Source organism: Enterobacter cloacae complex sp. ECL411, from assembly GCF_021869665.1.
Classification (GTDB): domain Bacteria; phylum Pseudomonadota; class Gammaproteobacteria; order Enterobacterales; family Enterobacteriaceae; genus Enterobacter; species Enterobacter intestinihominis.
Window position 1 is genome coordinate 3,341,312 of record NZ_CP091486.1, and the last position, 15,942, is coordinate 3,357,253.

Annotated in this window: 15 protein-coding genes; 4 read left to right on the forward strand and 11 right to left on the reverse strand. The window is 57.7% G+C overall.

All coding sequences use genetic code 11. The annotated features are described in order from the left end of the window. The 10 genes from pdxK to L3069_RS15910 form a co-directional block, all read right to left on the reverse strand. On the reverse strand, nucleotides 1-837 hold the full coding sequence (gene pdxK / locus L3069_RS15865; RefSeq protein ID WP_022648947.1) for a pyridoxine/pyridoxal/pyridoxamine kinase: 837 nt from the start codon (nucleotides 835-837) through the stop codon (nucleotides 1-3). A gap of 5 nt (nucleotides 838-842) precedes the next feature. Further along, on the reverse strand, nucleotides 843-1,754 hold the full coding sequence (cysM, locus tag L3069_RS15870; protein ID WP_022648948.1) for a cysteine synthase CysM: 912 nt from the start codon (nucleotides 1,752-1,754) through the stop codon (nucleotides 843-845). Between the two features lie 67 nt (nucleotides 1,755-1,821). Continuing rightward, the gene (gene cysA / locus L3069_RS15875; protein ID WP_022648949.1) at nucleotides 1,822-2,916 is read right to left on the reverse strand and encodes a sulfate/thiosulfate ABC transporter ATP-binding protein CysA; all 1,095 of its coding nucleotides are present in this window, start codon (nucleotides 2,914-2,916) and stop codon (nucleotides 1,822-1,824) included. Beyond that, complete coding sequence (gene cysW / locus L3069_RS15880; protein WP_003861305.1) at nucleotides 2,906-3,781, reverse strand: sulfate/thiosulfate ABC transporter permease CysW; 876 nt, start codon at nucleotides 3,779-3,781, stop codon at nucleotides 2,906-2,908. The genes cysA and cysW overlap by 11 nt, the downstream gene beginning before the upstream one ends. Continuing rightward, complete coding sequence (cysT, locus tag L3069_RS15885) at nucleotides 3,781-4,614, reverse strand: sulfate/thiosulfate ABC transporter permease CysT (protein WP_022648951.1); 834 nt, start codon at nucleotides 4,612-4,614, stop codon at nucleotides 3,781-3,783. The genes cysW and cysT overlap by 1 nt, the downstream gene beginning before the upstream one ends. After that, a complete protein-coding gene (locus L3069_RS15890; protein WP_022648952.1) occupies nucleotides 4,614-5,627 on the reverse strand; it encodes a sulfate ABC transporter substrate-binding protein in 1,014 nt (337 codons plus the stop codon). Before L3069_RS15890 ends, cysT begins: the two co-directional genes overlap by 1 nt. Nucleotides 5,628-5,803: 176 nt before the next feature. After that, on the reverse strand, nucleotides 5,804-6,703 hold the full coding sequence (locus tag L3069_RS15895) for a Dyp-type peroxidase (protein ID WP_022648953.1): 900 nt from the start codon (nucleotides 6,701-6,703) through the stop codon (nucleotides 5,804-5,806). Between the two features lie 92 nt (nucleotides 6,704-6,795). Continuing rightward, the gene (locus L3069_RS15900) at nucleotides 6,796-7,371 is read right to left on the reverse strand and encodes an RpoE-regulated lipoprotein (protein ID WP_038416478.1); all 576 of its coding nucleotides are present in this window, start codon (nucleotides 7,369-7,371) and stop codon (nucleotides 6,796-6,798) included. A gap of 63 nt (nucleotides 7,372-7,434) precedes the next feature. After that, nucleotides 7,435-7,884 carry a DUF2919 domain-containing protein gene (locus L3069_RS15905; RefSeq protein WP_023306669.1) on the reverse strand — a complete coding sequence of 150 codons (450 nt, stop codon included), beginning with the start codon at nucleotides 7,882-7,884 and terminating at the stop codon, nucleotides 7,435-7,437. Further along, nucleotides 7,871-8,296 (reverse strand): GNAT family acetyltransferase, encoded by a 426-nt coding sequence (locus L3069_RS15910; protein WP_003861292.1) that lies wholly within the window; start codon nucleotides 8,294-8,296, stop codon nucleotides 7,871-7,873. Before L3069_RS15910 ends, L3069_RS15905 begins: the two co-directional genes overlap by 14 nt. Nucleotides 8,297-8,508: 212 nt before the next feature. Here L3069_RS15910 and amiA point away from each other — a divergent pair, with 212 nt between their 5' ends. Together amiA and hemF are read left to right on the forward strand one after the other, a co-directional pair. Beyond that, complete coding sequence (gene amiA, locus L3069_RS15915) at nucleotides 8,509-9,384, forward strand: N-acetylmuramoyl-L-alanine amidase AmiA (protein WP_023306670.1); 876 nt, start codon at nucleotides 8,509-8,511, stop codon at nucleotides 9,382-9,384. After that, nucleotides 9,384-10,283 (forward strand): oxygen-dependent coproporphyrinogen oxidase, encoded by a 900-nt coding sequence (gene hemF, locus L3069_RS15920; RefSeq protein ID WP_038416479.1) that lies wholly within the window; start codon nucleotides 9,384-9,386, stop codon nucleotides 10,281-10,283. The genes amiA and hemF overlap by 1 nt, the downstream gene beginning before the upstream one ends. A 114-nt stretch (nucleotides 10,284-10,397) precedes the next feature. Here hemF and maeB read toward each other — a convergent pair whose 3' ends face one another. After that, complete coding sequence (gene maeB / locus L3069_RS15925) at nucleotides 10,398-12,677, reverse strand: NADP-dependent oxaloacetate-decarboxylating malate dehydrogenase (RefSeq protein ID WP_038416480.1); 2,280 nt, start codon at nucleotides 12,675-12,677, stop codon at nucleotides 10,398-10,400. Between the two features lie 286 nt (nucleotides 12,678-12,963). Between maeB and tal the strand changes: the two genes are divergently transcribed. Both tal and tkt read left to right on the forward strand, forming a co-directional pair. Then, nucleotides 12,964-13,914 (forward strand): transaldolase, encoded by a 951-nt coding sequence (gene tal / locus L3069_RS15930; RefSeq protein ID WP_022648959.1) that lies wholly within the window; start codon nucleotides 12,964-12,966, stop codon nucleotides 13,912-13,914. Between the two features lie 19 nt (nucleotides 13,915-13,933). After that, nucleotides 13,934-15,922: a transketolase gene (gene tkt, locus L3069_RS15935; RefSeq protein ID WP_022648960.1), complete on the forward strand. Its 1,989-nt coding sequence runs from the start codon at nucleotides 13,934-13,936 to the stop codon at nucleotides 15,920-15,922. Nucleotides 15,923-15,942: the final 20 nt, after the last annotated feature.

Below are 15,942 nucleotides of genomic sequence, written 5' to 3' on the forward strand. Positions count from 1 at the left end.
TTATGCAGGCAGAATAAGCTCATCGTAGCCTTTCGACTGCGTATAGATCATCACGTCAGTCACCCTGTCGCCCGCCATGCGAATGGCGTCGGCCACGGTTTTACCGCCGACGATACCGCTCACCAGCTCCGAACAGAACAGATCCCCCGTCCCTTTCAGGTCCGTCTCAACGCGCGGGTGTGCGCTTACGGTAACGCCCTCCTCGCTCACCAGCACGACGTGGATATTTTGCGGATCGTCAGCCACTGGCGCGCTGGTGATCGCCACCCATTTAAGCGTGTCAGACAGCAGCCCCTGCGCGGCGGCAATGGCGCTCTCCGGCGTACGGCACGGTTTGCCGCTCAGCACTTCCAGCTCAAACACGTTGGGCGTAATGCCCTGGGCCAGCGGGAGCAGGTGCTCACGGTAGGCTTCAGGAATATCCGGCTTCACGTACATCCCGCTGTCGATGTCTCCGATTACCGGGTCGACCAGCACCAGCAGATCGGGATGTTGCACTTTGATCGCCTTCAGCCACTGCGCCAGCAGCACGATCTGGCTGGCGCTGCCCATATAGCCGGTAGTGACTGCTTTAAGCTCGCGCAGGATCTCGCGCTCTTCCAGCGCCTTCAGGTAGCCGCTGAACCACTCGTCCGGGATCACCCCGCCGTAGAAGGTGTCGTAGTGCGGCGTATTGCTGAACAGCACCGTCGGCACGGCGGTAACGTTCAGTCGATGGGTGCGAATATTTGGCACCGCGATGCTGTTTCCCACACTGCCGTACACCACCTGCGACTGAACGGCGACAATATCGGTTTGCTGCGCCCGGGTGTTATCCCGGAATAAAATCATCTCCATGACGCTTAAATCCCCGCCCCCTGCGAATAACTCTCTTCACCAAAGACGCCGGTCGACAGGTAGCGATCGCCGCGATCGCAAATAATCGCTACCACTACTGCACCCGGGTTTGCCTTAGCCACCCGAATCGCCCCCGCTACCGCGCCACCCGAACTTACGCCGCAGAAGATGCCTTCACGCACGGCCAGCTCACGCATGGTATTTTCCGCCTCGCGCTGATGAATATCCAGCACCTGGTCCACAAGCTGCGCATTAAAGATGCCCGGCATATACTCCGCGGGCCAGCGGCGAATGCCCGGAATACTGCTTCCCTCTTCCGGCTGGAGGCCGACAATCGTCACCGGCTGCTCCTGCTCGCGCAGAAAACGTGACACACCGGTGATCGTGCCCGTGGTCCCCATGCTGGAGACAAAGTGGGTGATGCGCCCGCCGGTTTGCTGCCAGATTTCCGGGCCGGTGGTGGTGTAGTGCGCGTACGGGTTGTCCGGGTTATTAAACTGGTCGAGCAGCTTGCCTTCCCCGCGCTCCGCCATCGCTAACGCTAAATCTCGCGCCCCTTCCATACCCTGCTCTTTGCTCACCAGAATCAGCTCGGCCCCGTAGGCACGCATGGCGGCACGGCGCTCCTGGCTCATGTTATCCGGCATCAGCAGCTTCATACGATAGCCTTTCAGGGCGGCTATCATCGCCAGTGCGATACCGGTGTTACCGCTGGTGGCTTCGATCAGCACGTCGCCGGGCTTTATTTCGCCGCGCTTTTCGGCCTGAACAATCATCGACAGCGCCGCCCGGTCTTTCACCGACCCCGCCGGGTTATTGCCTTCAAGTTTGACCCAGATTTCGCTGCCGTTGTCACACCCCATGCGCTGAAGTTTGACCAGAGGGGTGTTGCCGATGGTGTGTTCGAGTGTATTCACGTTTTTTACTCAATAAAAAGCCCGGTAAGCATCACGCCACCGGGCGAAAAACATACTCAATAACCTATCAGGCTGACTCCGCCAGAGCAATATCCTCGCGCGTCTCGATGCGCTCGTTGCCGTGATAAATGCGCGCGTGTTGCAGCCCCACAAACAGGCGTTCCCCCCGGTGCGGCGGCTCGTCGTCACGCATAACCACGGTCAGCGGCTCGGTGTACCAGCCCAGGGGCTGTACCACTAATTGGGTGTAGTGACCTTTAGGGCTAGCTTCCAGCACCTGCACCGGAAGCGGTGAGTCCAGGCTGGTACGGCGGCTGACGTCCACTTCCCACGGGCGCAGGAACAGATCCACCGGCCCCTGGTGCGCGGAGGTATACCCCAGCGGCCAGCGGTGCGCGCCAACGTGGAACTGACCGCCGCGAATAGTACCCTGAAGGCGGTTTACTTCCCCCATAAACTCCAGCACAAAGCGGGTCGCCGGTTCACGCCAGAGTTGCTCTGGCTCGTCAACCTGCTCAATGTTGCCCTGACTCATCACCACCACGCGGTCGGCTACTTCCATCGCCTCTTCCTGATCGTGGGTCACGAAAACGCTGGTGAACTGGAGTTCCTCATGAAGCTGACGCAGCCAGCGGCGGAGCTCTTTACGCACCTGCGCATCCAGCGCGCCAAACGGTTCGTCCAGCAGCAGGATTTGCGGTTCCACGGCTAACGCACGCGCCAGCGCCACGCGCTGTTTCTGCCCGCCAGAAAGCTGTGCCGGGAAGCGGTCCGCCAGATGAGCCAGCTGCACCATCTCCAGCAGTTTGGTCACTTTCGCTTTGATGGCGGCCGCATTCGGACGCTCACGACGCGGCAGTACGGTCAAACCAAACGCGATGTTGTCGAATACCGTCATGTGGCGGAACAGGGCGTAGTGCTGGAATACAAAACCCACTTTACGGTCGCGGGCATGCAAACGGCTTACGTCCGTACCGTGGAAGCGGATATGTCCGCTGGTCTGGTGCTCAAGCCCGGCGATAATACGCAGCAGCGTGGTTTTACCGGAGCCAGACGGCCCCAGCAGCGCCACCATTTGTCCGGAAGGGATATCCAGCGAGATATCATTCAGCACCTGGGTGCGACCAAAAGACTTCTTAATATTGGCAATCTCAATGCTCATGATTTCCCTCCTGATGCTGACGTTTTTCCTGATTCTCTAAACGCCACTGCACCACACTCTTCAAAAACAGGGTCAAAATCGCCATCAGCGTCAGCAACGCTGCGGCAGTAAAGGAACCGACGGTGTTGTAGTCCTGTTCCAGTAATTCAATCTGTAACGGCAGCGACAGGGTTTCGCCGCGAATCGAGCCGGATACCACCGACACCGCGCCAAACTCACCGATCGCACGGGCGTTGGTCAGCACCACGCCGTAAAGCAGTGCCCAGCGGATATTCGGCAGCGTGACGCGGCGGAACATCTGCCAGCCGGAAGCGCCGAGCAGCACCGCGGCTTCATCTTCATGGCTGCCCTGGCTGAGCATCACCGGCACCAGCTCGCGTACCACGAACGGACAGGTGACAAAGACGGTCACCAGCACCATCCCCGGCCAGGCGAACATGATCTGCAGGTCGTGTTCATCCAGCCAGCCGCCCAGCGGGCCATTGGAACCGTAGAAGAGCAGATAAACCAGACCCGCCACCACCGGTGACACCGCAAACGGGATATCCAGCAGGGTCAGCAGCAGCTGACGCCCCGGGAAGTTAAAGCGCGTTACCAGCCAGGCCAGCAATACGCCAAACACCAGATTCACCGGGACGGTGATCAGGGCAATCATGACCGTCAGCCAGATGGCGTGGAGCATGTCCGGATCGGCCAGGTTTTGCAGCGCGGGCATAATCCCTTTGCTGAAGGCCTGAACGAAGATGTACACCATCGGCACGACGAGAATGAATGCGGAGACCAGCACGCCGGTACCAATCAGAAACCATTTGCCCCAGTTGATGCGGGGCGCGTCATAGCGCTTCAATTGCGTAACTTCCGCCATCAGTGACCTACCACACGTCGACCAAAGCGACTTTGCAGAGTGTTAATCGAGAACAGCAGTAGCAGCGACGCGGCAAGGATCACCGAGGCAATCGCACTCGCGGCCGGATAATCAAACTCCTGCAAACGGACAAAAATCATCAGCGAGGTCACTTCGGTTTTCCACGCGATGTTCCCGGCGATAAAAATGACCGCGCCAAATTCACCGAGGCTGCGGGTAAAGGAGAGCGCAATACCCGCCAGCAACGCCGGAGAGAGTTCCGGCAGCACGACCTTGCGAAAACTCTGCCAGCGCGTGGCGCCGAGCGTTTCTGCGGCCTCTTCGTATTCGGGTCCTAACTCTTCCAGCACCGGCTGCACGGTACGTACCACAAACGGGATGCTGGTAAAGGCCATGGCCACCGCGATACCGAGCCAGGTATAGGTCACTTTGATATCAAACTTCGCCAGCCACTCACCGTAAAAGCCGTTCACGGAAAACAGCGACGCCAGCGTCAAACCGGCAACCGCCGTCGGCAGGGCAAACGGCAGATCCATCAGCGCGTCGAGCAGGGTGCGGCCCGGGAAGCGATAGCGAGTTAAGATCCACGCCATCAGCAGGCCAAACACGCCGTTAAAAATCGAGGCCACGAACGCAGACAGCAGGGTGACCTTGTAGGCCGCCACCACCTGCGGGTTAGTAATCACTTCCCAGTACTGGGACCAGCTCATCTCAGCGAGCTGCATCACCAGCGCGCTGAGCGGTAATAACAAAATCAGACAGACGAACAGCAGGCTGGTCCCGAGGCTTAAGGTAAAGCCCGGCAGCACACGTCTGGAGGACACTGCAAACATTACTTACGCCCCGCTGCCAGCAGTTTGTCCAACTCACCGCCGCTGACAAAATGCGTTTTCATGACCTCAGGCCAGGCGCCAAAATGATCTTCCACGCGGAACAGCTCGGTCTGCGGGAATTTGTCTTTCAGCTTGCTCATCACGTCCGGGTTGTTGACACGGTAGTAGTAGTCGGTGATAACGGTTTGCGCCTGCGGGCTGTACAGATAGTTCAGGTAGGCTTTCGCCGCCTTTTCTGTGCCGTTAGCCTTAACGTTTTTATCCACCCACGCCACCGGGAACTCGGCCAGAATGTTCGTTTTCGGGATAACCACTTCGAAGCCCTGCGCTTCGTACTGTTTACGAATATTGTTCACTTCGGATTCAAAGCTGATCAGTACGTCGCCCAGCCCGCGCTCGGCGAAGGTGGTGGTTGCGCCACGACCGCCGGTATCAAACACCTCGACGTTTTTCAGGAACTGGGTCATAAACTGTTCGGTTTTCGCTTTATCGTTACCGTCAGCTTTGTCCGCCGCGCCCCACGCCGCCAGATAGGTGTAACGTGCGTTGCCGGAGGTTTTCGGATTCGGGAAGATCAGCTTTACGTCTGAACGCACCAGGTCGTTCCAGTCGTGGATGTTCTTCGGGTTGCCCTTGCGCACCAGGAAGCCCATGGTGGAGTAAAATGGCGAACTGTTGTTCGGCAGGCGGCTTTGCCAGTTCGCCGGGATCAGTTTGCCTTTGTCGTGCAGGATCTGCACGTCCGTGACCTGGTTGTAGGTCACCACGTCCGCTTTCAGCCCCTGCAAAATGGCCAGCGCCTGCTTAGATGAGCCAGCGTGCGACTGCTTGATGGTCAGCTTGTCGCCGTTGTTCTCTTTCGCCCACTGCTGTTCAAATGCGGGATTAAGGGCGGCAAACAGCTCGCGCGAAACATCATAAGAACTGTTCAGCAACTCGGTTGCCTGCGCCTGCGCCACCAGCAGTAAACCTGCCAGTGCCAGCGATCCTTTTTTCAGTACAGTAACGGCCATTGCGCACCCTTATAAATGTGATGACTATCTTATAGTCATAATATTTATAACGGAGTCTAAAGGAGTAACGGTTTTATATACCGTTTGGTGATTTAGAAGCAGAAAAGGGAATAAGAGGTGCAGGAGAAATTGCCGGGTGGCGCTCACGCTTACCCGGCCTACGAATAGAGAGCGATTTACAACGCCAGCAGGCGCTCAACGGACGGCGCAAAGTAGTAGCCGCCGGTCACCGGGCGGGTGAAGCGCAGCATGGCGTCACGCTTACCGTCGGTATCGCCAAACATGCTCAGCAGCTGCTGTTCGATGTTGTAGAGGCGTGCGCAGTAAGCGCAGAAGTACAGGCCGTGCGTACCGCTCGCGGTGCCGTACGGCAGGCTCTGGCGAACAATCTTCAGCCCCTTACCGTCTTCTTTAAGGTCAACGCGGGACAGGTGGGAAGTGACCGGACGCGCATCGCCGTCAATCTCTTCATTGGCATCTTTGGTACGGCCAATCATCATCTCCTGGTCATGCACGCTCATACGGTTAAGCTGCCTGAGGTTATGCTCCCAGCGCTGGACGAACACATAGCTGCCGCCCGCGTCCACGCCATCCTTGATTACAGCCACCTCGCGACGCGTCTCTTCCCCGGCCGGGTTTTCGGTGCCGTCGACGAAGCCGCTCAAATCGCGCTCTTCCACCCAGCGGAAACCGTGGATCTCTTCCTGCACGTCGATACTGTCACCAAAGGCCTCAATCGCAGCCTGAGCGACAGAAAAGTTCACGTCGTGACGCAGGGAGAGGATATGGATCAGAACGTCATACTGGGTAGCGGGCGCAAGACCTTTGCCATAAGGAATAAAGTCTTTCAGCTCTTCTGCGCCTTCGCCGCCGCTCAGATGACGCCAGACGGTGCTGCCAAAGGCGACCACCGCGCCCAGATGGGCTTCGGGGAATTTGGCCTGGAAGGTGGCCAGTTTATCAACGAAAACTTTGCTGGCCGCGCGCAGGGCATCCACGTCCCCTTTGACGTTGGCTTCAATCCAAATCGCCGCCCGGCAATGTTCTGGCAAAATGCCACTCTGAACCTGAGACATCGCTCCTCCTGAAATAAAGATGCCACGACAGCGTGGCATTGATGGCGGCTATTATACCCGGATTTCAGCGAGGCGGCTTGCTCAGGCGCAAATTACTGCTGCCAGATAATTTTGCTCACTTTCCACTTTTTCAGGGTGTCGTCAGACGGCATTAACCCTTCCGGACCGTTCCAGGTGCCGCTGAACACATAGCTAATATGCTGGCTGCCGTCGGCCTTACACTCGACCGCCACGCTCTCCTCCGATGGCACACTGGCGCAGTGGCCATACGCTTTCTGATAGAGTTCGCCAAACGGCGTTCCCACCTTCACGCCACCTGAGGTCGGGATCTCTTCATCCATCACCGCAATGCGGTTGACCGTACCTTTATCGCCGTTGATGACCATTGCCACCTTGTCATCTTTCAACGCTTCGAAATAGCGCACGATGTTGCCGTTCTCGGTTTTCATGCCGCTGCGCAGGCGATAATCACTGCCGATGGCATCCTGAATGGCATCCTGATCCAGCGCCGTCGAGGCGGTGATTTTGCCCACGCCCTGCTCGGTCACTTCCATTGAGGATCCAAACCAGTTCCACGGATAGGCCGCAGACCAGTTGATGGATGAGAGCGTGGAACAGCCGGTTAACGCCAGCGGGAGAGCGCATAAAAGTAAACGCAGCGATTTCATTGAGACGTCCTTACGTAGTAAATCAACGCTTGTTGGAGTGCAGTATCGACAAAAAGTGCCGTTTTAATCTGGCTCTTGCGTAAAACAGGCGCGTAAACGGGGATTCGTGACCAGCCACAGCAGCGCGACAATATCCGCCACCACCAGTGCAATCCCGATACCCGAAAGCGGCTCGCCGTACAGCCAGAGCAAGGGTTGCCAGACCAGAAGCACAAACTGCGCCAGGATCAACAGCCAGCGAAGCGCGCGCCAGAAGCGCGGAATGGCTTGCCGCCGTCCGCTGCACAGAAACGCCAGGACCGCCGGTACGCCCGGCAGTAACCCCAGCCAGAACGCATCGTGATCGGGATAAAAGAGATTCAGTAACGTATCGCCCTGCCCGCGCGACGCGCCAGCCATCACGAACAGCACCCAGGTTCGGGCCTGCAACAGCAGAACGCACCAGAACAAAAAAGGCAGACGCAGACGACCGTGAACGTCGTAGTCGCCAGGGTGGAACTCAGTACTCTTCATCTTCGATCAGGCGCTTACCCAGCGTCAGTACATCCGCGTGCTCGTAGCCCAGACGTTCATACATGCCCAGCACCACGTCGTTATCTTCCCGGACCATAATCTGGATTTTCGGGCAGCCACGGGCGATCAGTTTCTTTTCCAGACGGTTAAGCAGCGCGTTGGCGATGCCGCGCGCGCGGTATTCCGGGTGCACGCCCAGATAGTAGGCCGAGCCGCGGTGGCCGTCGTACCCACCCATCACCGTCCCGACCACTTCGCCGTTGACCTCAGCGACCAGAAACAGACTGACGTCGTGATTCACCTTCCGTTCGATGTCCATTTCCGGATCGTTCCACGGACGCAGCAGATCGCAGCGCTCCCAAAGGGTGATCACCTCTTCGAAATCTTCCTGGCGAAAAACGCGTATCTCCATGGTATTAACCGCCTTTTCGGGTTTAAAAACAGTGATTATGGCGTGAACAGGGCGTTTAGCCAATAACCGGGGAAAAACTCGCCAAAATTTGGCATAATGTCACTTTGTCACGTATTGAAATGAAAAGTAAAACAATTCTCAATAAGGACTGTCGTAACGGGAAACACGATACGATATAACACCAGGACCCCAATTTTTACAATTCAGGCCGCATGAGCACATTCAAACCATTAAAAGCACTCACATCGCGTCGTCAGGTTCTCAAAGCGGGGCTGGCGGCCTTAACGTTATCGGGTATCGCAAAGCAGGCTCAGGCAAAAGAAGAGAGCACGCTTAAAACCAGTAACGGACACAGCAAGCCGAAAACCAAAAAAGCTGGCGCAAAGCGTCTGGTCATGCTCGATCCGGGCCACGGCGGGATCGACACCGGCGCCATTGGCCGAAACGGGTCGAAAGAAAAACACGTCGTGCTGGCAATTGCAAAAAATGTACGCGCAATTTTACGCAGCAACGGTATTGACGCCCGCCTGACGCGCACGGGCGACACGTTTATCCCGCTGTACGATCGCGTGGAGATTGCCCACAAGCACGGCGCAGACCTGTTTATGTCCATTCACGCGGATGGCTTCACAAACCCTTCCGCCGCAGGCGCCTCGGTATTTGCGCTCTCCAACCGTGGCGCCAGTAGCGCCATGGCGAAATACCTCTCCGATCGCGAAAACCGGGCGGATGAAGTGGCCGGGAAAAAAGCCACCGACAAAGACCATCTGTTACAGCAGGTTCTGTTTGATCTCGTGCAGACCGATACCATCAAAAACAGCCTGACGCTCGGCTCGCATATCCTCAAACGGATTAAACCCGTGCACCGTCTGCACAGTAAAAGCACCGAGCAGGCCGCGTTTGTGGTGCTGAAGTCACCGTCTATTCCGTCCGTGCTGGTGGAAACCTCGTTCATTACCAACCCGGAAGAAGAGCGTTTACTCGGCACTAAGGCGTTTCGTCAGAAGATCGCGAACGCCATCGCCTCCGGGGTCATCAGTTATTTCAACTGGTTCGATAATCAAAAAGCGCACTCCAGGAAACGTTGATGAAACCGAATGCACAGCTGGTCAAAACTTTCCTGATGCAGCTCCAGGACGCGATTTGCCAGAAACTGACCGCCGCAGACGGCGGTGAATTCCAGGAAGACACCTGGCAGCGCGAAGCGGGCGGCGGCGGGCGCAGCCGCGTGCTGCGTAACGGCGGTATTTTTGAACAGGCCGGGGTCAACTTCTCCCACGTCCACGGTGATGCAATGCCAGCGTCCGCCACGGCGCATCGGCCTGAACTGGCGGGCCGCAGCTTCGAGGCGATGGGCGTCTCGCTGGTGGTGCATCCGCATAACCCGTTTGTGCCAACCAGCCACGCCAACGTGCGCTTTTTCATCGCGGAAAAACCGGGGGCCGATCCGGTCTGGTGGTTTGGCGGCGGTTTCGACTTAACGCCTTACTATGGCTTTGAAGAGGATGCCGTGCACTGGCACACCACCGCGCGCGACCTCTGCCTGCCGTTTGGCGAAGACGTTTACCCGAAATATAAAAAGTGGTGCGATGACTATTTTTATCTGAAGCACCGCGACGAGCAGCGCGGCATCGGTGGGCTGTTCTTTGATGATCTCAACACGCCGGATTTTGATACCGCGTTCAGCTTTATGCGCGCGGTGGGTGAAGGCTTTACCAACGCCTATTTTCCGATTGTCGAACGCCGCAAAGACACCGACTACGGCGTGCGCGAGCGTGAGTTCCAGCTCTACCGTCGCGGGCGCTACGTGGAGTTTAATCTGGTGTGGGATCGCGGGACGCTGTTTGGCCTGCAAACCGGCGGGCGCACGGAGTCCATTCTGATGTCGATGCCGCCGCTGGTGCGCTGGGAATACAGCTACGCGCCAAAAGAAGGCAGCCCGGAGGCTGCCTTGAGTGAGTTTATTAAGGTTCGGGACTGGGTTTAACCCTTACCCCTCACCCCGGCCCTCTCCCCAAAGGGGCGAGGGTGAAAAGACGGCTCAGAGCAGTCCCCTCTCCCCTATGGGGAGAGGGTTAGGGTGAGGGGCGAGGGCAATAAATTACAGCGGCTGCGTCTGCGCCTCAACCACCGCCAGCGCCACCATGTTGACGATACGACGCACGGAGGCAATCGGCGTTAACACATGTACCGGTTTTGACACCCCCATCAGTACCGGCCCGACGGTCACACCTTCAGAACTCGACACGCGCAGCAGGTTGTAGCTGATACGCGCCGCTTCCACGTTCGGCATAATCAGCACGTTCGCCGAGCCTTTCAGCGGGCTGTCCGGCATACGTTCATTACGAATACTCTCCACCAGCGCGGCGTCGCCGTGCATCTCGCCGTCGATCATCAGCTCCGGCGCACGCTCGCGCACCAGGTCCAGCGTCTGGCGCATTTTGCACGCCGCTGCGGATTTGGATGACCCGAAGTTTGAGTGCGACAGCAGCGCCACTTTCGGCTCGATACCAAAGCGGCGCACGGTTTCCGCCGCCATCACGGTGATTTCCGCCAGTTCGTCCGAGGAGGGATCGTCGTTGACGTAGGTATCGGCGATAAAGGTGTTACCGCTTGGCAGCAGCAGCGCGTTCATTGCGCCGGCAGTATGGACGCCCTCGCGATAGCCGAAGATCTCCTGTACCACGCTGAAATGCTCATGGTACTCGCCGATGGTGCCGCAGATCAGCGCATCCGCCTCACCGCGATGAACCATGATCGCGCCGATCACCGTGGTGTTGCTGATCACCGCCCGCTGCGCCTGCTCCTGGGTGATCCCGCGACGCTTCATGATCGAATAGTATTCGTTCCAGTACTCTTTGAAGCGCGGATCGGATTCGTTGTTAACGATCTCAAAGTCCACGCCCGGCTTTATTTGCAGGCCGAGCTTCTGAATACGCATCTCGATCACGCTCGGACGACCAATCAGGATCGGTTTCGCCAGCCCTAAGGTGATCAGCTCCTGCGTGGCATGCAGCACGCGCGCCTCTTCCCCTTCCGCCAGCACCACGCGCTTCGCGTCGGCGCGCGCCTGGGAGAAGATCGGCTTCATAAACAGGTTGGTTTTGTAAACGAACTCGGTGAGTTTATCGACGTAGGCATCGAAATCTTCAATCGGCCGCGTCGCCACGCCGGAGTCCATCGCCGCTTTGGCCACTGCTGGCGCGATCTTCACGATCAGACGCGGGTCAAATGGTTTAGGGATGATGTAGTCGGGGCCGAAGCTCAGATCCTGATCGCCGTAGGCGGAGGCCACCACTTCGCTCTGCTCGGCGTGCGCCAGCTCTGCGATAGCATGAACGGCAGCCAGCTTCATCTCTTCGTTGATCGCCGTGGCGCCGACGTCCAGCGCCCCGCGGAAGATGAACGGGAAGCAGAGCACGTTGTTCACCTGGTTCGGGTAGTCCGAACGTCCGGTGCAGATGATAGCGTCTTCACGCACCGCCTTCGCCAGCGGCGGCAGAATTTCCGGCTCCGGGTTCGCCAGGGCCAGGATCATTGGCGCGCGCGCCATCTTCTGCACCATCTCCTGGGTCAGCACTTTCGGGCCTGAACAGCCGAGGAAAATGTCAGCACCGTCAATCACGTCTTCAAGCGTGCGCTTGCCGTCGTCTTCCACCGCATAGGCCGCCTTGGTTTCCGCCATGTTTGGCTCGCGGTCTTTGTAGATCACGCCCTTGGAGTCGCAGACCACAATATTGTGCTTCTGCATGCCCAGCGCCACCAGCAGGTTCATACAGGCGATGGCCGCGGCGCCTGCGCCGGAGACCACCATGCGCACGTCGGAGAGATTTTTCTCCACCACGCGCAGGCCGTTCAGAATGGCGGCGGTACTGATAATCGCCGTGCCGTGCTGGTCATCATGGAACACGGGAATGTTCATACGCTCGCGCAGCTTCTGCTCGATATAGAAACATTCCGGCGCTTTGATGTCTTCCAGGTTGATGCCGCCGAAGGTCGGCTCCAGCGCCGCCACCACGTTGATGAATTTATCCGGATCCAGTTCGTCCACTTCGATATCGAAGACGTCGATACCGGCAAATTTCTTAAACAGAACGCCTTTCCCTTCCATCACCGGCTTACCAGCCAGCGCACCGATGTTCCCTAACCCCAGCACCGCCGTACCGTTAGAGATAACGGCCACCAGGTTACCGCGCGCGGTGTATTTGTACGCTGCCAGCGGATCTTTTTCGATTTCCAGGCACGGAGCAGCCACGCCCGGCGAGTAGGCCAGCGCCAGATCGCGCTGGGTCGCCAGCGGTTTGGTCGGGGATACCTGGATTTTACCCGGAACAGGAAACTCGTGAAAATCGAGAGCGCTTTGTTTTAACTGATCATCCATCTTGTTATTCCTTTCACGTTTCGGTCAAAAAGGGTGATGTCGACGTTCCTATGCACACCCTGGTGTGCCGCATAGTATCGCCGCAGGCAGGCTCCTAAACTTTGAAGGCTGCCAAACTCTCACCATTGCAGAATAAAAATTGTTATCAATTTATAACAGCCATGTTACCCGTCTCAGAAAGCAATGCCTCCCCCGTCTGCTATGCTTTTTTGTTAAGTCCATCATGATTTTCTCAGAAGTGTGAACTAACGCACTCGACTAACTCTTTTATTTCCAAGGAGTAATTATGAACCAGCTAGACGGCATCAAACAATTTACCACCGTGGTTGCAGACAGCGGCGACATCGAGTCGATTCGTCACTACCAGCCGGAAGACGCGACCACCAATCCCTCTCTGCTGCTCAAGGCGGCCGGTCTTGCGCACTTTAGTCATCTGATTGATGACGCCCTTGCCTACGGCAAACAGCGCGGGAAAACGCAGGAACAGCAGGTCGCCGAAGCCAGCGACAAGCTGGCGGTCAATATCGGTGCGGAAATTCTTAAAAGCATACCGGGACGCGTCTCTACCGAAGTGGACGCCCGCCTCTCGTTTGACCAGGAAAAGAGCATCAACAAGGCTCGCCGCATAGTGGAACTCTACCAGGAGCAGGGAATCGATAAGTCACGCATTCTGATCAAGCTTGCGTCTACCTGGGAAGGCATCCGCGCGGCGGAAGTGCTGGAGAAAGAGGGGATCCACTGCAACCTGACGCTACTGTTCTCCTTCGCCCAGGCGCGTGCCTGCGCCGAAGCGGGCGTGTTCCTGATTTCACCGTTTGTCGGGCGTATCTACGACTGGTATCAGGCGAAACAGCCAATGGATCCGTACGTGGTGGAAGAAGATCCTGGCGTAAAATCGGTGCGTAATATCTACGATTATTACAAGCAGCATCGCTACGAGACCATCGTGATGGGAGCCAGCTTCCGCCGCACCGAGCAGATCCTGGCGCTCGCGGGCTGTGACCGTCTGACCATCTCTCCTGACCTGCTGAAAAAGCTTCAGGAGAGTGAAGAGACGGTGATCCGCAAGCTGGTACCGACCTCTACCGTTCTGCCCAAACCGAAACCCATGACCGAAGCGGAATTCCGCTGGGAGCACAATCAGGATCCAATGGCCGTGGAAAAACTGGCGGATGGCATCCGCCAGTTCGCCGTCGACCAGCGCAAACTCGAAGATCTCCTCGCCGCCAAACTTTAACCTTGCCACGGAGTGAACTATGTCCCGTAAAGAGCTCGCCAACGCCATTCGCGCCCTCAGCATGGATGCCGTACAAAAAGCCAATTCCGGCCACCCTGGCGCCCCCATGGGTATGGCTGATATTGCCGAAGTGCTGTGGAACGACTTCCTGAAGCACAACCCGACCGATCCGACCTGGTACGATCGCGACCGTTTTATTCTCTCCAACGGTCACGCCTCGATGCTGCTCTACAGCCTGCTGCACCTCTCCGGCTACGACCTGCCGCTTGAGGAGTTAAAAAACTTCCGCCAGCTGCACTCCAAAACGCCGGGCCACCCGGAGATCGGCTATACGCCGGGTGTTGAAACTACTACCGGCCCGCTGGGCCAGGGGCTGGCGAATGCCGTCGGCCTGGCGATTGCAGAGCGTACGCTGGCCGCGCAGTTCAACCAGCCCGACCACGAGATTGTCGATCACTACACCTATGTCTTTATGGGTGATGGCTGCCTGATGGAGGGGATCTCCCACGAGGTCTGCTCGCTGGCGGGCACCCTGGGCCTGGGCAAGCTGATTGGCTTCTACGATCACAACGGTATCTCCATTGACGGGGAAACCGAGGGCTGGTTTACCGACGACACGGCAAAACGCTTTGAAGCCTATCACTGGCACGTGGTGCACGAAATCGACGGTCACGATCCTGAGGCGGTGAAAAAAGCGATTCAGGAAGCGCAGAGTGTAAAGGACAAACCGTCCCTGATCGTCTGCCGCACTACCATCGGCTTCGGCTCGCCGAACAAAGCGGGTAAAGAAGAGGCGCACGGCGCGGCGCTGGGTGAAGAGGAAGTGGCGCTGACCCGCCAGAAACTGGGCTGGAAACACCCGGCCTTTGAGATCCCAAAAGAGATCTACAGGGCCTGGGATGCTCGCGAAACAGGTGAAAAAGCGCAGCAGGCCTGGAACGAGAAGTTTGCTGCCTACAAAAAAGCGTATCCAGAGCTGGCGGCCGAATTTAACCGCCGCATGAGCGGTGGCCTGCCGGAAGACTGGGAAGAGAAAACTCAGGCGCTGATTGAAAACCTGCAATCTAACCCGGCGAAAATTGCCACCCGTAAGGCGTCACAAAACACCCTGAACGCGATTGGCCCTGTCCTGCCCGAACTGCTGGGCGGCTCGGCGGATCTGGCGCCAAGTAACCTTACCATCTGGTCTGGCTCTAAATCCCTGAAGGAAGACATTGCCGGAAACTATATCCACTACGGCGTGCGCGAGTTCGGGATGACCGCCATTGCCAACGGTATCGCCCACCATGGCGGCTTCGTGCCGTACACCGCCACCTTCCTGATGTTTGTCGAATATGCCCGTAACGCGGCGCGTATGGCGGCCCTGATGAAGGCGCGGCAAATCATGGTGTATACTCACGACTCCATCGGACTGGGTGAAGATGGGCCGACGCACCAGGCGGTAGAGCAGCTGGCGAGCCTGCGCCTGACGCCAAACTTCAGTACCTGGCGTCCGTGCGATCAGGTTGAAGCGGCTGTGGGCTGGAAGCTGGCCGTAGAGCGCCATAACGGACCCACAGCGCTGATCCTGTCGCGCCAGAACCTGGCGCAGATCGAGCGCACGCCGGAGCAGGTGAAAAATATCGCCCGCGGCGGGTACATCCTGAAAGACAGCGGCGGTAAACCGGACGTGATCCTGATTGCCACCGGTTCAGAGGTGGAAATCACGGTAAAAGCGGCCGAGAAACTGACCGCCGAGGGTCACGCGGTGCGCGTGGTTTCCCTGCCTTCAACGGATATCTTTGATGCCCAGGATGAGGCGTACCGCGAATCGGTGCTGCCTTCAAACGTCGCGGCGCGCGTGGCGGTTGAAGCTGGCATTGCCGACTACTGGTACAAATATGTGGGTCTGAAAGGGGCGATTGTCGGCATGAAGGGTTACGGTGAATCCGCCCCGGCCGATAAGCTGTTCCCGTACTTCGGCTTTACCGTTGAGAACGTGGTGGAGAAGGCGCTGAGCGTGCTGTAGTGCAGTCTTCGTGCCCGGTG